18 protein-coding genes and 2 tRNA genes are annotated in these 17,673 nt (G+C 39.0%); 8 read left to right on the top strand and 12 right to left on the bottom strand.

The window, feature by feature from the left end; genetic code table 11:
* Positions 1 to 3: 3 nt before the first annotated feature.
* The 11 genes from HC000_RS03985 to HC000_RS03935 all read right to left on the bottom strand — a co-directional run bounded on the left by HC000_RS03985 (position 4) and on the right by HC000_RS03935 (position 11,332).
* The gene (locus HC000_RS03985; RefSeq protein WP_179807006.1) at positions 4 to 2,166 is read right to left on the bottom strand and encodes a DUF1302 domain-containing protein; all 2,163 of its coding nucleotides are present in this window, start codon (positions 2,164 to 2,166) and stop codon (positions 4 to 6) included.
* Between the two features lie 253 nt (positions 2,167 to 2,419).
* Positions 2,420 to 2,641: a DUF2835 domain-containing protein gene (locus HC000_RS03980; RefSeq protein ID WP_086998601.1), complete on the bottom strand. Its 222-nt coding sequence runs from the start codon at positions 2,639 to 2,641 to the stop codon at positions 2,420 to 2,422.
* Between the two features lie 3 nt (positions 2,642 to 2,644).
* Positions 2,645 to 5,239, bottom strand: a complete 2,595-nt coding sequence (gene pepN, locus HC000_RS03975; protein ID WP_179807005.1) for an aminopeptidase N — start codon at positions 5,237 to 5,239, stop codon at positions 2,645 to 2,647.
* Positions 5,240 to 5,287: 48 nt separating this feature from the next.
* Positions 5,288 to 6,751, bottom strand: coding sequence for a Na+/H+ antiporter NhaC (gene nhaC / locus HC000_RS03970; RefSeq protein WP_172459226.1), 1,464 nt, complete (start codon positions 6,749 to 6,751; stop codon positions 5,288 to 5,290).
* 180 nt (positions 6,752 to 6,931) lie between these two features.
* The gene (gene prc, locus HC000_RS03965; protein ID WP_011328356.1) at positions 6,932 to 8,956 is read right to left on the bottom strand and encodes a carboxy terminal-processing peptidase; all 2,025 of its coding nucleotides are present in this window, start codon (positions 8,954 to 8,956) and stop codon (positions 6,932 to 6,934) included.
* A 26-nt stretch (positions 8,957 to 8,982) separates the two neighbouring features.
* Complete coding sequence (gene proQ / locus HC000_RS03960) at positions 8,983 to 9,621, bottom strand: RNA chaperone ProQ (protein ID WP_086998613.1); 639 nt, start codon at positions 9,619 to 9,621, stop codon at positions 8,983 to 8,985.
* 15 nt (positions 9,622 to 9,636) lie between these two features.
* The gene (locus HC000_RS03955) at positions 9,637 to 9,915 is read right to left on the bottom strand and encodes a hypothetical protein (protein WP_011328358.1); all 279 of its coding nucleotides are present in this window, start codon (positions 9,913 to 9,915) and stop codon (positions 9,637 to 9,639) included.
* Positions 9,915 to 10,373: a GAF domain-containing protein gene (locus HC000_RS03950; RefSeq protein ID WP_011328359.1), complete on the bottom strand. Its 459-nt coding sequence runs from the start codon at positions 10,371 to 10,373 to the stop codon at positions 9,915 to 9,917. Before HC000_RS03950 ends, HC000_RS03955 begins: the two co-directional genes overlap by 1 nt.
* A 128-nt stretch (positions 10,374 to 10,501) precedes the next feature.
* Positions 10,502 to 10,882, bottom strand: coding sequence for a hypothetical protein (locus HC000_RS03945; RefSeq protein ID WP_011328360.1), 381 nt, complete (start codon positions 10,880 to 10,882; stop codon positions 10,502 to 10,504).
* Between the two features lie 167 nt (positions 10,883 to 11,049).
* Positions 11,050 to 11,140: transfer RNA gene (locus HC000_RS03940), tRNA-Ser, on the bottom strand.
* Positions 11,141 to 11,241: 101 nt separating this feature from the next.
* A tRNA-Ser gene (locus tag HC000_RS03935) sits at positions 11,242 to 11,332 on the bottom strand.
* A gap of 251 nt (positions 11,333 to 11,583) precedes the next feature.
* Between HC000_RS03935 and HC000_RS03930 the strand changes: the two genes are divergently transcribed.
* From HC000_RS03930 to HC000_RS03905, 6 genes are read left to right on the top strand one after another with little or no spacing between them, the layout of a single operon-like run.
* Positions 11,584 to 12,249 (top strand): Bax inhibitor-1/YccA family protein, encoded by a 666-nt coding sequence (locus HC000_RS03930; protein ID WP_041454448.1) that lies wholly within the window; start codon positions 11,584 to 11,586, stop codon positions 12,247 to 12,249.
* 54 nt (positions 12,250 to 12,303) lie between these two features.
* Positions 12,304 to 12,657: a sulfurtransferase complex subunit TusD gene (tusD, locus tag HC000_RS03925; RefSeq protein ID WP_011328362.1), complete on the top strand. Its 354-nt coding sequence runs from the start codon at positions 12,304 to 12,306 to the stop codon at positions 12,655 to 12,657.
* Positions 12,654 to 13,010, top strand: coding sequence for a sulfurtransferase complex subunit TusC (gene tusC / locus HC000_RS03920; RefSeq protein ID WP_041454449.1), 357 nt, complete (start codon positions 12,654 to 12,656; stop codon positions 13,008 to 13,010). Before tusD ends, tusC begins: the two co-directional genes overlap by 4 nt.
* Before the next feature lie 20 nt (positions 13,011 to 13,030).
* A complete protein-coding gene (gene tusB / locus HC000_RS03915) occupies positions 13,031 to 13,297 on the top strand; it encodes a sulfurtransferase complex subunit TusB (protein ID WP_041454715.1) in 267 nt (88 codons plus the stop codon).
* Between the two features lie 3 nt (positions 13,298 to 13,300).
* Positions 13,301 to 13,630 (top strand): TusE/DsrC/DsvC family sulfur relay protein, encoded by a 330-nt coding sequence (locus tag HC000_RS03910; RefSeq protein WP_011328365.1) that lies wholly within the window; start codon positions 13,301 to 13,303, stop codon positions 13,628 to 13,630.
* Positions 13,630 to 14,313, top strand: coding sequence for a pseudouridine synthase (locus HC000_RS03905; RefSeq protein ID WP_179807004.1), 684 nt, complete (start codon positions 13,630 to 13,632; stop codon positions 14,311 to 14,313). Before HC000_RS03910 ends, HC000_RS03905 begins: the two co-directional genes overlap by 1 nt.
* Positions 14,314 to 14,378: 65 nt before the next feature.
* On the opposite strand, the gene HC000_RS03900 is transcribed toward HC000_RS03905, so the two are convergent.
* Positions 14,379 to 15,650, bottom strand: coding sequence for a sensor domain-containing diguanylate cyclase (locus HC000_RS03900; RefSeq protein WP_179807003.1), 1,272 nt, complete (start codon positions 15,648 to 15,650; stop codon positions 14,379 to 14,381).
* A 298-nt stretch (positions 15,651 to 15,948) separates the two neighbouring features.
* On the opposite strand from HC000_RS03900, the gene mnmA reads away from it, so the two are divergent.
* The gene (mnmA, locus tag HC000_RS03895) at positions 15,949 to 17,049 is read left to right on the top strand and encodes a tRNA 2-thiouridine(34) synthase MnmA (protein WP_011328368.1); all 1,101 of its coding nucleotides are present in this window, start codon (positions 15,949 to 15,951) and stop codon (positions 17,047 to 17,049) included.
* Entirely contained in the window at positions 17,049 to 17,651 is a 603-nt protein-coding gene (gene hflD / locus HC000_RS03890) for a high frequency lysogenization protein HflD (RefSeq protein WP_011328369.1), read from the top strand. The genes mnmA and hflD overlap by 1 nt, the downstream gene beginning before the upstream one ends.
* Positions 17,652 to 17,673 lie beyond the last annotated feature (22 nt).

The following is a 17,673-nucleotide window of genomic DNA, read 5'->3' as shown; positions in this document are numbered from 1 at the left end:
CCCCTAAATAGAATATTTTAAGTTAAATGAAATGTAATCGCGATCAGAGAAGGTATTAATGTCGCCGCCACCCCAAAATGAGTTGTAGCTAACATCTAATGACCACGCATTTTGATAGTTAAAGTTCATGGTTGCACCTAACGATTTACGATCCTCTATAAACAAAAACATAGGATCTGGCGTGCTACCATTTACGTCATGAGAAAATACAAAACGTGGCGAAAAGTTAATACCGTTATACAGGTTATAATAATCACCTTTAGCAATTAAGCGATAACCCCACGATGTAGCCGTAGCAAATTGTTTTTGCTCTGCTCCATTTGATAACGCCATATGTAGCGCAGAATAATCAGAACTGCCTGGGCCGGTCATAATGCCGCTTCGACCTGTACCTGACACATTCAAACGAATATCATCATATTCAGGCATGCCGTTAATATGCACAGCCCCTACTTCACCAACCACAGCCCAGCTATCTGCACCTAAAGATGGGCCAAATAAATGCGTCGCGGTAAATTGAAGTTGACTGGTATTGCGTTCAATATAACCTTTAGCCAAAGCACCTGGTTCAGCAGCACTTGTAAATGTGTCACCATTAGGTAAAGTAGTAGTCCAATCTCCAGGGACTTGGGAAATTCTTTCAAACTCTGGATTTAATCCTGCAGCTGCAAGCTGTTCAGGCATACCTGCATAGAGTAACTCTACGTCGTCAATTTGCAGTGGCTCATCCTCACGAAAAGTGAACTCACCAGCAAATGCCGTTTCACCTACCGACGTATTAAAACTTAAACCATAGAGCTTTATATTTTCTGGATACTCAATTACACCCTGTGAAAATGCTTGTAAATTTGTAATGTTATCTTCTGTAATTATATTGTCTAAAATATAATCTACATCTTTCCCAATAGCATCGACAGTAATAACTTGAGCAACACCATTTTCATCTATCTCTACTTTCTCTTCCAGAAAATTGGATACTTTTCCTGAAATAAGTGGACGACGGCTATGGTAATTGACATGGTAAAATGCAACTTCGGTGTCATTAAATTCAGGTAAAAATATCCCTAAGCGCAAACCATATTGACCTGTATCTTTTGGCTCCAACTTCCCATTTTTACCCTTACCTTTAAGAGCTACTTTTGTTGGGTAGGCTAAATACATCGCCTCCATCATAGCTTTGCCTTGACCATTGGAAGGATCTAAGCCTTGAGATTTAACAATTTCATCCAAATTGTTTAAGCTATTAGTTAAAAAAGCTAAATCAATATCCGGGTTAGAAGTGAAACCAAGTTGAATGTTTTGCGAATAGCCATTTTCAGCAGCAAAGTCATTCGTCGAAAAATATGTACCTGCAGCTGGTAGCCGTGTTTCTTGCCATTGGTATTGATAAAAACCCTCTAAGGTTACGTTATCAGTAATACCTAACGATGCCCATAACATACCAACAGGTATAAAGGCTTCTTTAAGCTCTGCACCAGGCGCTTTTAAACGGTCTATGTCAACTGGGTTAACGTTAATACCATGTGATATTAATGTACTTTCACCCCAATTTATTACTTGTTGACCAACGCGAATTGATAGCGGGTTTTTTCCTTCATTTAAATCAAAGCTTGCCCATACATACGCATCTAATAAACGGATGTCAGCACAGCTTTGTGCTTTTGTATCTTTGTCATCACATGGATCGACGCCTTGGCCTGAGGTAGGGTTTACATAAGCACGATCGCCATCCATTAATTCAAAGTCATAAAAATACATAAATCGAGTAAACAAACCATAATTATCTTTACTGATAGATAGATCATGGGTGCCCTTTAATAGTTTTGAAAACGAATCACCACTATCAAAGTTTAAATCGCCTGCATCACCATTGTTTGAATATGATCCTGGTTGCGCCCACACATCTTGCGATGAGTAAACGGTATTGTTTAAGGCTGGGTTATAACCCGTCCAATCGAATGAAGGGTTGTTACTTTTACCTATTAAGCCAAAGTCTCGGTCTTCTACACGAATACTTTGCCCATAAGAAAAAGTGGAGTCGAAAGTTATATCAAAACCTCCGGCTTCAAAAACTGCCGCTTGTGCAGTCATTGCAGATAACCCTAAGCTTGCGGCTGCTAAACCTATAGCGATTTTATTTTTAACAAAAAGCGATCTTCTTATCATTTTGGTTTCCCCCCTGTCGCGGGTCATTTTGTGTGATCAAGTTATTGTTTTTAGTGTAATCGTAACGATAGAAGCGAATTAAACAAATTACAAACAGTCGCCTTCAATCAGTCATAATCTTTTTTTATTCACTGACGTTTACGCAATGGTAAGACGTCATACCAGTAATTTATACACGCAAATTAACAATAGGACAAATCGAAATTAACAAAAAGGCAATATTTATGTATATCTATAACATAAATACAAGCGCTTAGGCTACTCGTTCGAGGCGGATAAACTTATTTTCGGGGGTAAGTATCAATCTAAACCTACCTCGCACCCCTAAACTAGAAATGTAGGGGCGCAGGTAGTTTGCGGCAAATCGAATGGTTTTACCGCTGTCATCTACAACTTGTACTGAGCTATAACGTCCATGGTAGTAATCCATGCATTCGTTGTAGCTCAAATTTAATCTAAAATAATATTCAATCATGATTTAATTTAAGGCTTTTTCAACCTTCTCAAATAAATCGTCGCTCAGCGTATCTAAATCAGCTAAACGCTGCAGTTGTGTTTTCATTGCTGCAGAACGTACTTTATCGTAACGTTTCCACGACATAAAAGGCGTTAACATGCGTGATGCATTTTGCGGATTAATAGTATTGAGCTTAATGAGTAAATCACCAAGCAAAGCATAACCTTTACCATCTAGGCGATGAAATTGCGCGGTATTAAAGTGGCTAAAACTGCCAATTAAAGCACGCACTCGGTTAGGGTTTGAAAAGTCAAAACAAGGATGTTCATACAGTGCTTTAATATTGTCAATTGCATCATCACCCGACTGCATGGCTTGCAGTGCAAACCATTTGTCCATTACTAATACGTCGTGTCGCCATTGGCTATCAAAATGTGCAAGCAAGGTGTCACTTAATGTATGCGACGCTTTTATAGCACCACTGAGCGCACCGAGCACATTGGTCATATTAGTTGAGCTTGCAGCTTCTTTTATAAATTCAGCCGCTGGTAAACTGTCTGTTTTTGCTAGGTAATACAAACATTGTTGTTTTAATGAACGTATTGCCACAGCAGCCGCATTAACACTACCATCGTCTTCAAGTGCTTGGTAACAATTAATAAATTCTTGTTCAAGGGTATCAGCTATTTGCTGTTCAAACTGCTGTGTAATAGTAAGAATGGCATCAACTGGGATCGTCTCAAACTCAGCTGCTAAGGTATCAAAGCTAGGGAGTTTTAACAGTTCAGCAAGTAATGCCAAGTCACCTGCTCTACTGGCTATTAATACCTGTAATGCTGCTATTATTTCATTACTTAATGGTTCAGGTTTTTTGCTTGCAATACCACGCTTAACCGCATTAATAAATAGCTGTTGCTGTGCATCCCAACGCGAAAAATCGCTACGCGCAAAGCGCATTATGTGCAATAGGTCTTGATCGTTACTGTGCTGCTTTAATATACACGGGGCTGAAAAGTCTTCCAATAAAACGGCAACAGGTTGCTCTGCTAGCTGATCAAAATTAAATGTTTGCGTTGCTTTAGTTACATCAAGCACATGATCAACGCTCTGACCTTTATATTGTAACGGTACACTTTTCCCCTTGCTATCTAACAGCTCAATTGCAAAAGGAATATGCAAAGTATCGTTTTGTGGCTGATTAATTGGCGCAGCCTGCTCAATGGTAAGGCTAAACGTTTGCGTCTCGCTATGATAACTTTGTTGTACATTTAAACGAGGAGTACCCGATTGGCTATACCAGCGTTTAAATTGCTCTAAGTTAATATTAGATGCATCACTCATAGCACTTACAAAATCGTCACAGGTAACCGCTTGGCCATCGTGGCGTTCAAAGTAAAGTGTCATGCCCTTTTGAAAGTTAGTTTCACCAAGCAAGGTGTGCATCATGCGAATAACTTCAGCGCCTTTATCGTATACAGTCACAGTGTAAAAGTTATTCATTTCAATTACTTTTTCTGGACGAATAGGATGCGCCATAGGCCCTGCATCTTCACTAAACTGGTGAGTACGCATTACTTTAACGGCATCAATACGGTTTAGCGCTCGCGAGCCCAAATCACTGCTAAATTCTTGATCTCTAAATACTGTTAAGCCTTCTTTTAACGATAACTGAAACCAATCTCTGCAGGTTACGCGGTTGCCGGTCCAGTTATGAAAGTATTCATGCCCAACAATAGATTCAATGGTGTGATAGTCTTTATCGGTAGCGGTTTCTTGATTTGCCAAAACACACTTACTATTAAAAATATTAAGCCCTTTATTTTCCATCGCTCCCATGTTGAAAAAATCAACGGCAACAATCATATAAATATCAAGGTCATATTCTAAATTAAAGCGTGTTTCATCCCACTGCATCGCTTTTTTAAGTGAGCTCATTGCATGCGGTGTTTTTGACAAGTTACCTTTATCTACAAATAAGGCTAAATCGACATTCTTACCACTTTTTGTAGTATAGCTGTCATTTAATACATCAAAGTCACCCGCCACTAACGCAAATAAGTAACTTGGCTTTTTAAACGGATCTTGCCACTTAGCAAAATGACGACCGTCTTGCGTTTCACCGCTATCTACCATGTTGCCATTAGAGAGTAACTGCGGGTATTTTTTGTCTGCTATTATGGTTACATCGAATGTTGATAAAACATCTGGACGGTCCATATAGTAAGTTATTTTTCTAAAACCCTGCGCTTCACACTGAGTACAATAAGCCCCACCCGATAAATAAAGTCCTTCTAGAGAAGTATTTGTTTGCGGAGAAATTTCGGTCACTATACTAAGTTGGCAGTGATCTGGTAAATTATTAATAATGAGTTGCTCACCCACTATTTTATAATCGCTAATATCATGAGTATCTATTGAAAGCGACACTAAGCGTAAATCAATGCCATCGAGTACTAAAGGTGCCGTTTTAGCGCCCACGCGGCTCAATGTAAGTAGCGCAGTGACTCTTGTTGTTAATGGCTGTAAATCAAAGTTAAGCTCGGTGTGATTAATTAAAAAGTCTGGCGCTTGGTAATCTTTTAAATATTGTGTTTGCGGTTTTTGTGCGGCAGTCATAAATACTCCAAAAAAAGCCCCTTTTATGTTTAAAAGAGGCTGTTTAAATTAAGCAGTCTGTTTTGGTTTAATACGTAATATTTTAATACCTAAATAAGCATAAATAATTGCCAATACAGGGTTAATTAAATTAAAGAAAGCATACAGTGCATAGTCAAATGGATTGATCAGTAACACGCTTTGCATATAGGCACCACAGGTATTCCATGGGATCAGCGGGCTGGTAATTGTGCCGCCATCTTCTAAGGTACGCGATAAATTAACCGGTTTTAAACCACGGTTTGCATATTCTTCTTTAAACATCCGCCCCGGTACCACAATAGCAATATATTGATCCGCCGCAATGACGTTTGTACCAATACAAGTCGCTATAGTTGCAGTGATTAACGAACCTGTGCTTTTTGCGATTTTAAGAATACTCTTAACAAACACATCTAACAGCCCCGTTTTTTCCATAATAGCGCCAAACATCAGTGCCGTCATAATTAGCCAGGTTGTTGTAAGCATACCTGACATACCGCCCCCACTGAGGAGTGCATCCATATTGTCGTCTTGGGTACTAATACTAAAACCATCAAAAAAAGTGGTCCAAATTAATTTAAAGTAGCCTATTAGCTGGCCTTGGCTTATATCTATTTGGCTGGCAATTAAATCAGATTGAAACAACACAGCCCACACAGCGCCAAGTACCGCGCCTATCGATATAGCAGGAAACGCTGGCATTTTGCGTATCGCAAGTACTAAAAGTACAATTAAAGGCACTAGCATTTCTAAACCAATATTAAAGTTTTGCTGCAAAATAGCAGTAATTTCATCAATACGCCCTGCTTCACTCGATGCAGTCGCGTTAAACCCCATAAATATAAAGATTATTAAGGCAATTACAAAGCTCGGTACTGTAGTCCATAGCATATGCTGAATATGTTCAAATAAATCTGCCCCCACAACCGCAGGCGCTAAATTAGTAGTCTCTGATAGTGGACTAAGCTTATCGCCAAAATACGCGCCCGATATAACCGCACCAGCCGTTACTGTTTGCTCTAACCCTAAGCCTGTAGCAACGCCTAATAAAGCCACACCTATTGTAGCCGCTGTGGTCCACGAACTACCAATGCTCATTGCTACAATGCCACAAATTAAACAACTAGCTGCATAAAACCAACTCGGATTAATAACCTGTAAGCCATAGTAAATTAGCGTAGGTACTGTGCCCGAAAGCAACCAAGTGCCTATTAACGCACCTACCATAAGTAAAATTAAGATAGCACCTAACGACAAGGTGATCCCTTCAATCATCGCATCTTCTAGTTTTTTCCAATTGTAGCCATTTTTTAGACCTATTAATGCTGCTGCAAAAGTAGCAAATAACAAAGCTATTTGATTTGGCCCAGAAGAGGAATTATCACCAAATAGGTAAACAGCCGCACCAAGTAAACAAATGAGAACTGAGATTGGAATGAGTGCATCAAAAAACGAGGCGGGTTTTATTGGTTTTTCTTCTAATGACTTCAAGATAAAGACTCCTACACACATCTAATGCATGTTAATTATTCTTCTTAGCACATACAGCGCATTAATCGAGCAACATTGATCTAGCTCAACTTTGTGTAATCAGCGATTATAACAATCTTGTAAATTATGGGTAGCAAAAAAGGCGCAATTGCGCCTTTTTTTATAGAGGTAAACCAATTATTACTTTTTGGCTATACGCCCGTATTTAATATAGTCTTGAGTGATCAGGGCTGCTTCCTCTAAAAATGGATCCAGCTTTTCAATTACTTCCGGCACATCATCTAGGTTTTCGATTGGTTTTTCACCTAAACGCGCTAAACGCTCATTAGTACGCACTAAAGCGCGTGCTTCATTTTCATCTTTTTCTTTAATACGCTGAGCTTCTACTAACGAAATAGTTTTGCGGTCTTTCTCTTCGTTGTAGCGAGTAATGTCTTCAAATACATAATTAAACTCTGGCTCTGACTGAATACGCTGCGCATGTTGCTTATCTAAATACGTAATAATCGGTTTTAAGTCACCCATTTCTTGGTATCTAGCGCGTACTATGCTATCCCACGGCAGTGCATTATCTTGTTTACTTTCTCCCCACTCTGCGGGATCGATTGCAGATGGAAACGAAATATCAGGAATAACGCCTTTGTGTTGTGTGCTACCACCATTTATGCGGTAAAACTTAGCAATTGTATACTGCACACTGCCAAGCTCGTTGTCGTACAGGTCGTACGCTCGCCCTAAGCCTTTGTGCTGTTGTACAGTGCCTTTACCAAAGGTTTGCTCGCCAATCACAATACCGCGACCATAATCTTGTATCGCTGCTGCAAAAATTTCAGAAGCAGATGCACTGTATCTGTCTACTAGAACAGTTAACGGGCCATCGTAGTACGTAATACCATCGCGGTCTTTCTGCTCTTCAATACGATTATTAAGAGTGTGAATTTGTACCACTGGGCCTTGGTCGAAAAACAATCCAGAAAGCTGTGTTGCCTCGTATAAAGAACCACCACCGTTTTGACGTAAATCTATAATAACACCGTCTACTTTAGCTTCTTTTAGTTTAGCTAGTTCAACTTTTACATCTTGCGACAAGTTATTATAAAAGCCAGGTATTTCAATAACGCCTATTTTACTGGTTAAATCGGAATACTGTGCTTCAAACACTTCAGATTTAGCTGCTCTGTCTTCTAGGCGTATTTTATCTCGGGTTATTTCAACTATTTTAGGCGTACCGTGCGCATCAGCGCCTTTTAGATACTGTAAACGTACTTTTGTACCTTTAGGGCCTTTAATTAAATCAACCACGTCATCTAAGCGCCAACCTATCACATCAACAAACTCTTTACCGTCTTGGGCAACGCCAATAATGCGGTCATCGGCTTTAATTTGTTGAGATTTATCGGCAGGACCACCCGGTACTAAACTGCGAATAACGGTATAGTCTTCGTCTGGGCTTAATACTGCACCTATGCCTTCAAGCTCTAGGTCCATATCCATTTTAAATTGCTCTGCACGGCGCGGCGATAAATAAGAGGTATGCGCCTCTATACTGCGTGCAAGCGAATTCATTACTATTTGAAAGGCATCTTCGGATTTTGATTGTACTAAACGCTTTTGTGCATTTTTATAGCGCTTTACAAGTACATCCTTTATACCTTCCCAATCTTTACCGGTCATTTTTAAGCGTAGTGCGTCATATTTAACGCGCTCACGCCATATTTCATCAAGTTCGTCTTGGGTGGTTACCCAATCAGCATCTTCTCGATCAAAAAAGTATTCATCTTGTTTATCAAACGTCATCTCATTTTCAAGTAATGAAAGCGAGTAATCATAACGCTCAAAGCGACGTTTAAGGCTTAGGTTAAAAATATCAAACGTAAAGCCTAACTTGCCGGTTACCAATGCGTTATCAAAGCCATTACGATATTGCTCAAATGACGCAATATCGCTGGCTAAGAATACACTTTTATTAAAATCAAGGGATTCGATATAACGATCGTACACTTTACTTGAAAGCTCATCGTTAAATCGAACCGGTGTATAGTGTGAACGAGTAAATAAGTTAACCACTCGTTTGCTGGCTGTAGCATGTTGACTTTCTTGCTTGAGCAACGGTAAGTCTTTTAACGTAACGGCTTCAACAGCAGCAAATAATGAACCTGAAAACAGGGCAGCAACTAACGGAATGAGCGTAAACTTTTTACTCATACACAACTCCTTAATTTATTTTCAGCTTAAATAATGTATAAGCTGTCAGCTTTGGTTTTAACTTGCATACCAGTCACTAATTCAACATGAACGTCGTCTTTGTTCACTTCAGTGATTATTGCATTAACAAGTGCTTGGCCAAGTTTAACCTTAACCTTATTATTAACCTTGACCTCACTTGCTGGTAAAGGTTCAATTTTTCCTGAACGCTTAACCGGTGCGGCTTTAGCTGTTTTATCTGCTGAAGTAGCATTTTTAGCGGCATGAGCAGGTTTCTTTTTGAAAGATTTTGCATCTGCATCTGGACGCGGACGTTGCTGCTTTTTGCGTTTAGCCATTTTCGCGCGGCTTTCTTCCAATGCTTTTTGTGCATGGTCGATATGCTCTTGCTCAACTTTTTCAGCTTGATTACCATCAAGATCAATACGAAACTCTGACTTAGTCACAGCTTCTAAATAACGCCAGTTAGACGTGTATTTTCTAAGCGCTTGGCGCACTTGAGTCTTGCTTACTTTTTCAGACCCTTCAATACGCTCAGCAATATCTTTAAAAATACCGACTTTAAGCGGTTTGATACCGTCTTTTTGTTTAAAACACTGCGGGAATTCTTGATATAAAAATTCCAACACTTCGTTCATATCTTTTAGCTTGTTTGTGGTTTCCATTTTAGAACCTATTTTTCACATCTTTTCATCAAGGGACGAATCAACATAGTGTATTACCCAGTCGACCAATTCTTCGAAGTCGGCCTCAATTACAGCCATATCACCACGAAGGTGTTCCCAAATACCATTAATTGTTTCATCGATAAATTCACACTCGGCTTCGTCTGGTAGACGATCCCAAGCAATATGAATCAAATCATTGAGCGTTTCCGCTACATGTTCTTCATCGCCTTCCCAATCGCCCACATCTTGTACGGCAAAAAGGTAGTCTTGAACATTTAGCAAGTCTTTCATTATAGGCTTGCCTCTAAGCATTTTACTAATGCTTCAAGACCCGCTTGATCGTCAGTATCAAATCGGCTAATACTTGGGCTATCTATATCAAGTACAGCAAATACTTTACCAGCTTTCATAATAGGTACAACTACTTCAGAATTTGACGCTGCATCACAGGCTATATGCCCATCAAAAGCGTGAACATCTTCTATTAATTGTGTTTGTCCGGTTGCAGCGGCGGTTCCACATACACCCTTTCCTACCGGAATTCGAATGCAAGCCGGGTTACCTTGAAACGGACCAAGCACTAATTCGGTAGGTGAATCCATAAAATAAAAGCCCGCCCAATTTACATCATCTAATGAAGTAAATAACAGCGCGCTTATATTTGCCATATTAGCAATTACATTCGATTCACCGCCTATCAGCGATTGCGTTTGCTTAACTAATGACTGGTAAAAATCGTGCTTTTGCATACCAAACTACTTCTTATTAAACATACAGTAGCTAAAGGTACTCTTTGTCGTGAAAAATTGAAACCTTTTGCGGCTAAAAAAAAGGAAAATGCACGCTTTATCAGCATTCTTGCTTAATAATGCTACGATTATTTTTTTGCGGTTTTGCGCAGCCCAAACAAAAACAGCCCTGCAGCAAACCCAGACATCACACTATTTATTAAAAATATCTCGCCCGTAGTAGCACTAAGTAAGTAACTAAAAATAGCGCCGCCTAATAAACCAAGCGTTAAAACCCCTGAATAATTTACTTTAGCGTACTTAAACATAAGTAAGTAACCTGGCACTACAAATGCGGCCATCGTTAACCCTACAATATGTGCGTTTGCTATTGCCGTCATCAATAATTGAAAAAATATTGATAAAAAGTCGCCACTCATAGCAAGGCCATAATAAACACCCAACATACCACCAATAATGATTGGGGAGAGTAATGAAAGCCCGACACTTTTTGCAAGTTGATGTTTCATCGTAAAATCCTTAAATATACAAACATAAGCCTCAATAATATAAGCATGCCCTAAGCGAGGTAGCTTATAAATAGAGACTATGGTCGTAATTTAAACTTACAAAACAAACGCGTTATTTTATATGAGGCACAAAAAAGCCCGCTAATTAAGCGGGCTGTTTTGTTATATGGTGGAGAGATAGGGATTTGAACCCTAGATGGGCTATAAACCCATGCCGGTTTTCAAGACCGGTGCATTCGACCACTCTGCCATCTCTCCGATACTGCTATAGTTAAAAATAAGAGTGTATTTTAAACTATTTTAAATAAATGCTTATTATTGATTTTAAAAACCAAAACACCATTTATTTGTTAAATAAGTGGTGGAGAGATAGGGATTTGAACCCTAGATGGGCTATAAACCCATGCCGGTTTTCAAGACCGGTGCATTCGACCACTCTGCCATCTCTCCGCACGGCCTGAATAATAGGGAAAGCGCAGAGGTTTGTGAAGCTTTATTTTAAATTAATTGTTTAAGTGATTAAAAAACAACTAATTTGTTTAAAGTTAAAGCAAAAGTGGCCTGCATTAATTGTAATTGAACTTTTATTTAAATATTTCACTCTATTGAACTACAAAGGTTTGCCCAAACATATAAGAGTTGTTAATCTAAATTTAGTTAAATTATCGGAACTACTCAGTTTCAACCACAGGAGCTCTACAATGGCGTTTAATCAATCGTACAATACCGCTAAACCGGTAATGTCTACCATTGAAACAAACAAGGTGCTTAAAAACACCTACCTATTACTTGCTATGACACTCGCATTTAGCGCTGTTACAGCGGGTATTTCAATGGCACTACAGTTACCATACTTTATGGGATTAGTGTTCACACTTGTCTCGTTCGGCTTATTATTTGTAGTAAATAAAAAAGCAGAAACTGCATCTGGTGTATTTTGGGTATTTGCTTTTACCGGCTTAATGGGCGCAGGCCTTGGCCCAATGCTTAACCACTATGCAGAAATGCCTAATGGCCCTATGCTAATTATGCAAGCGCTGGGCTCTACCGCGCTGATATTTTTTGGTTTATCGGCTTATGCACTTAACACTAAAAAAGACTTCTCATTTATGGGTGGCTTTTTAACGGTTGGTTTAATCGTTGTTATTGTGGCAAGCATTGTTAATATTTTCATCGGTAGTTCACTGATGTTTATGGTACTTAATGCTGCTGTAGTATTAATTATGTCTGGTTTAATTTTATTTGATACCAGCCGTATTATTAACGGTGGCGAAACAAATTATATTCGCGCAACTGTGTCACTTTACCTAAGTGTATATAACTTATTTACTTCATTACTTGCTCTGCTTGGCGCAAATAATGACTAATTAAAAAGTTCTGTTAAAATAGCCCCTTAATTGGGGCTTTTTTTTGGAATAATTTTGTCGCGTTTCGTCTTGTCTTTACATACTCCACCCTCTGATCACGATACTACGCAGCGTTTAGTTAAATTTGCGCACGCTTGCTTAGCGCAAGGACACACCATAGACGCTATATTTTTATATCAGCAAGGGGTTTATCATGCTTCAAACCACTTTGATCTTCCCACTGATGAGCTACAAATTCCGATGTTATGGCAGCAATTAGCAGATCAAAAAATTAATTTAATGTTATGTGTAACCGCCGCTGAAAAACGTGGTTTAGACATTAAACACACCAATGTGTTTAATGTTGCTGGGCTTGCTGAATTTGCCATGCTTGCTAGTGATGCCGACAAATGGATACAGTTTAAATGATTAACGTACTCGTAATGAGCCAATGCAGTCCTTTTGATGACTTGCATATTCGCGACGCCCTAGACATGACCCTCATATTTGCAGCTGTCGATCAGAATATCAGTTGGCTCTTTAGTGGCCCAGCTGTACTGGCACTAAAAAAGCAACAACAACCAAATATGCTTGGTATAAAAGATTTTTTTAAAAACATTAAAACATTGGAAATTTATGACGTTGAAAATATTTACGTCTGCGAAAAGTCACTACTCGATTATGGCTTAAACAAAAATGATTTATTGTTAGATGTGCAAGCACTAAACTTTGATCAGCAAAAAGCGCTAATTAAAACCCAGCAACATGTGGTGAACCTATGAGTAACCTACAAACTAATGCTTTGAGCACCTTACATATATTTTCTAAACCACTTAGCTACTACAGCGCCAATCGATTAGAAAACCTAATTCAAGCAACTGATATTGTACTTCTGGTTGGCGATGCCTGTTATGCAGCAAAGCAGTATCGACAATTTGCCGAATCATTGTTTATTTTAGCGCCTGATGCGAGTGCTCGCGCTATAAAGCTAAATAATAACGATAAAGTAATTAGCTATGACGAATTTGTAACCCTTAGCTTATCAACCAATCAATCTATTACCTGGTAACTTATGCTTGAAATTAACAACCAACAGCTTGAAACAGACAAACAAGGTTATTTACTTGACCATACTTTATGGTCAAAAGAATTAGCGCCCATTATTGCACAGCAAGAAAACATTAGTTTAACTGAGCAGCATTGGGAAGTTATTAACTTTGTTCGCAACTTTTACCTAGAATACAACACCAGCCCCGCTATTAGAATGCTGGTAAAAGCCATGGCTAAAGCACTCGGTGAAGATAAAGGTAATAGCCTATATTTATATAAATTATTTCCTAAAGGCCCGGCAAAACAAGCGACTAAAATTGCCGGCTTACCAAAACCTGCCAGGTGCATATAATGAATAATAAGTCAGCTAATAAGCAAGAGTACACAGCTAAACCCAAACGTAATACTGGCAGAACCTATTCTCGCAGCACGCTAAAAAGCGTCGCTTCAAAAAGAGAAATAAAACCAGCAATAGCTGCACAAGATATAAAAATAGTCTTATTTAATAAGCCTTTCGACGTTTTGTGCCAATTTACTGATGATGCCAACAGAAAAACCCTTGCTGAATTTATTCCTATAAAAGAAGTTTACGCTGCAGGCAGACTCGACAGAGACAGTGAAGGTTTATTACTGCTCACCAATTGCGGTAAATTACAAAACACCCTAACCGCACCGGGTAAAAAAACCAGTAAAACTTATTGGGTTCAGGTAGAAGGTGAGCCGAGCTCAGAGTCAATTGCTGCACTATGCACAGGCGTAGAATTAAAAGATGGCCTTACATTACCCGCTAAAGTGAGCATCATCAGTGAGCCAACGCTGTGGGCGCGTAACCCGCCAGTAAGAGAGCGAAAACTAATACCTACAACTTGGCTCAGCATAACAATAAGTGAAGGGCGTAACCGCCAAGTTAGACGCATGACAGCACATATTGGGCACCCTACTTTGCGTTTAATTCGCTATAGTATTGGTAAGTACACCCTAGATGGCATTAAAAACGGCGAGTATAAAGTAATGACAGGTATAAAGCATACCTAACTGATGTAAACCAACTTACAATCGCTAATTTATAAGCCATTATTAACTTTAAATTAGCGTTTAAGCTATTTGCCAGGGCTTAGCGCAATACAATTACCTCCTTGGTTTTTTGCATAATAAAGAGCATCGTCGGCAGCTTGAATAAATGTTAAATGATCATCACACTGATGATGATTAACAGTATTAATTCCCATGCTTACTGATAAATACCCTGTAAAGCTATCTTCATGCACAATTGCCAACATTTCAATTGCTTTTTGAATTTGTTCAGCCACAAATAGCGCCCCTTGTTTATCTGTTTGTGGTAGCAATACAACAAACTCTTCACCACCATAACGGGCAACAAAATCCTCTGGACGACTCACTGTGTCGGCAAGTTTTTGTGCCACAGCGTATAAGCACTTATCGCCTGCAATATGCCCGTAACGGTCGTTAAATTTTTTGAAGTTATCAATATCAATTATAATGAGTGAAAGCTGACAGTTTGCTAATTTAACACGGGAAAATTCATCAACAATTTTTTCATCAAAGCGGCGCCTATTGGCAATTTTGGTTAACGAATCTAAAAACGCCATTTCGCTTAAAATCTCATGTGCTTTAATCCGCTCAGTGGCGTCATTAAAAACAACCAAAAATTCATTACCAATATTAATACCCGATACTTGCATAATGACTTGCTCACCATTTTTGCAGGTTATTTGGTAGTCGTTTGCAGGAATATCGCCTTTATTACTTTCGGCTTGTGCAAGCGATGCGCTCCATAATGCCCGAGCAGCATTTCTTTTATCAATATCTGGGTAGGCTTTTCCCCACCAAATATCTACATTGGGCGTATCATTTATAGTAAAACCAAATACATCAATATAACGCTGGTTAACTTTTAATATATCACCCGTTTCAACGCACACATTACAAATAGGCATAGGAAGCACTGTAAATAATTTCGCATAATGGCTCAGCTCATGATTACGCATAGGGTGATGCGTGTGAGCAATTAAATACTTTTGTTGTGGGTCGTTATGTTCGTTAAGTAATTTGGCATTCATAGTCGCTACAAAATGCCATTCAACCCACCATGTTTCTAAATGCTCTAATAATGCTTTTTCTACTTTTAGATTAGGGCTCAACGACTGTTCAATTAATTTAAATAACTCAACAATAGGATGTGGCTCTTGGAAAAAAATAGGGGGAGTTATTGTGATCAATTCATCAAACAAATAATAAGCTGTTTCTTTAAGTTCACTCAACGGGTTGTTAAGCAACTCACTTATATCGGTTTTTTTTGAGTAATCTAAAATAAAAGATTTTACTTTGTTGACGTGAGAAGCATAGTTCATATATTCATTCCATTGAGTATATTAATAATAACCTTAGTTACGCTTAAATATAACACTATAAAGCAATATAAAGCTATAACTCCTCCTACTATTACACAGCTAATATTCACACTTATTTACTATTTATATTTATTTTGCTTACTGCAAATAGCAAAAACGTTTTGCTGACGCTATAAAAATAACTACAAAAGCGCTGCATTAAGGCTAAGCCTCTTTAAGCGCTGCTTAAATACATGCTATAATCGCGGCCTTTCCAAGATGTTATTAATAACAGTAATCTGTATAAGCGAAATTATTCATGAGCGAAAATAGTCACATTAAAGTCATCGTAGGTATGTCCGGCGGTGTTGATTCTTCTGTATCTGCATATTTGTTAAAGCAACAAGGCTATCAGGTAGAAGGCCTGTTTATGAAGAACTGGGAAGAAGACGACAATGATGAATATTGCGCCGCAGCTGATGATTTAAAAGACGCGCAAGCTGTTTGCGATAAACTCGGTATTGAACTGCATACAGTTAACTTTGCCGCTGAGTATTGGGATAACGTATTTGAGTACTTTTTAGCTGAATACAAAGCAGGTCGTACACCTAACCCAGATATAATGTGCAATAAAGAAATTAAATTTAAAGCCTTTTTAGAATTTGCGGCCCAAGCATTAGGCGCCGACTTTATTGCCACCGGTCACTATGTACGCCGCGAACTACGCGATGACAAATACGTTATGTGCCGCGGGTTAGATGATAATAAAGATCAAAGCTACTTTTTATACACGCTTAGCCACGAACATATTGGCCAAACATTATTCCCTGTTGGCGATATTGCTAAGCCAGAAGTACGCCGCATAGCTGAAGAGCAAGACCTAATTACTCACGATAAAAAAGACAGCACAGGTATATGTTTTATTGGTGAGCGCAAATTTAAAGACTTTTTACAAAAGTTTTTACCTGCCCAACCTGGTGTTATCGAAGACACTGATGGTAACAATGTAGGCGAGCACGAAGGATTAATGTATCACACCCTAGGTCAACGCAAAGGCTTGCTAATTGGTGGTATGAAAGAAGGCTCAGGCGAGCCATGGTATGTAGTAGATAAAGACCTTGAGCGAAATGTACTTATTGTTGGCCAAGGTAAAGATCACCCTCGCCTATACAGTAATGGCCTTAATGCTAACCAATTGCACTGGGTTGACCGTATTGGCCCTAAAGGCACTACTCGCTGCACAGTTAAAACCCGTTACCGCCAAGAAGACTTAAGCTGTACGCTACTTGTAGGCGAAGACGGCATGGCACGCGTATTATTCGACGAGCCACAAAAAGCCGTTACTCCAGGTCAATCTGCCGTATTTTATGCAGAAGATGTGTGTTTAGGTGGTGGTATTATTGATTCGGTGATCAAATAATGAATCAACACCAAGTCATGGCGCTTGCCGCCATGTGCCAAGTTGCTAAACAAGTTCAAAAAGTTGCTCAGTACGGCAATAATAATGAACACGATTTAGAAATACTACTTTCGAGTATTATTCAAACCTCGCCGGCATCGCCAGAGGATGTATATCAAGGCACAGATAACCTACGCGATGGCTACAAAACATTATTGGCACAGCTAAGTGCTGGTGCGCAAAAAGATGTTGAAATTGTAAAATACGTCGGTGGTTTAATGCAGCTAGAACGTGCCTTGAGTGCAAACGACAAAAGCTTAAACGAATTAGGTAAACGTATTGATGACATTCATCGACGTTTAGATCATTTTGCTATAACCGACGAGAGCGTTGTCGCCGGTTTAGCGGATATATACTCAACGGTGCTAAGCCCCCTTGGGCACCGTATACAGGTTTATGGTAAACCTGAGTTACTAAAGCAGCAGCTCACTCAAAATAAAATCCGCGCATTATTATTAGCCGGTATTAGAAGTGCAGTTTTATGGCGACAAATGGGCGGTAAACGCCGTCACTTTTTCTTTGCAAAAAGAAAAATAATCGCCATTGCTAAAGCAAAAATTTAATTATCGTTCAAACTAAAATTTA

The organism is Pseudoalteromonas sp. MIP2626 (genome assembly GCF_013414205.1).
In the GTDB taxonomy this organism is placed as follows: domain Bacteria; phylum Pseudomonadota; class Gammaproteobacteria; order Enterobacterales; family Alteromonadaceae; genus Pseudoalteromonas; species Pseudoalteromonas nigrifaciens.
This window is presented reverse-complemented; position numbering and strand designations above follow the sequence as displayed.

Coding starts and splice junctions, on each gene's coding strand:
- HC000_RS03985 (WP_179807006.1), bottom strand. CDS start 2,166: ATGATAAGAAGATCGCTTTTTGTTAAAAATAAAATCGCTATAGGTTTA.
- HC000_RS03980 (WP_086998601.1), bottom strand. CDS start 2,641: ATGATTGAATATTATTTTAGATTAAATTTGAGCTACAACGAATGCATG.
- pepN (WP_179807005.1), bottom strand. CDS start 5,239: ATGACTGCCGCACAAAAACCGCAAACACAATATTTAAAAGATTACCAA.
- prc (WP_011328356.1), bottom strand. CDS start 8,956: ATGAGTAAAAAGTTTACGCTCATTCCGTTAGTTGCTGCCCTGTTTTCA.
- proQ (WP_086998613.1), bottom strand. CDS start 9,621: ATGGAAACCACAAACAAGCTAAAAGATATGAACGAAGTGTTGGAATTT.
- HC000_RS03955 (WP_011328358.1), bottom strand. CDS start 9,915: ATGAAAGACTTGCTAAATGTTCAAGACTACCTTTTTGCCGTACAAGAT.
- HC000_RS03950 (WP_011328359.1), bottom strand. CDS start 10,373: ATGCAAAAGCACGATTTTTACCAGTCATTAGTTAAGCAAACGCAATCG.
- HC000_RS03945 (WP_011328360.1), bottom strand. CDS start 10,882: ATGAAACATCAACTTGCAAAAAGTGTCGGGCTTTCATTACTCTCCCCA.
- HC000_RS03930 (WP_041454448.1), top strand. CDS start 11,584: ATGGCGTTTAATCAATCGTACAATACCGCTAAACCGGTAATGTCTACC.
- tusC (WP_041454449.1), top strand. CDS start 12,654: ATGATTAACGTACTCGTAATGAGCCAATGCAGTCCTTTTGATGACTTG.
- HC000_RS03910 (WP_011328365.1), top strand. CDS start 13,301: ATGCTTGAAATTAACAACCAACAGCTTGAAACAGACAAACAAGGTTAT.
- HC000_RS03905 (WP_179807004.1), top strand. CDS start 13,630: ATGAATAATAAGTCAGCTAATAAGCAAGAGTACACAGCTAAACCCAAA.
- HC000_RS03900 (WP_179807003.1), bottom strand. CDS start 15,650: ATGAACTATGCTTCTCACGTCAACAAAGTAAAATCTTTTATTTTAGAT.
- mnmA (WP_011328368.1), top strand. CDS start 15,949: ATGAGCGAAAATAGTCACATTAAAGTCATCGTAGGTATGTCCGGCGGT.
- hflD (WP_011328369.1), top strand. CDS start 17,049: ATGAATCAACACCAAGTCATGGCGCTTGCCGCCATGTGCCAAGTTGCT.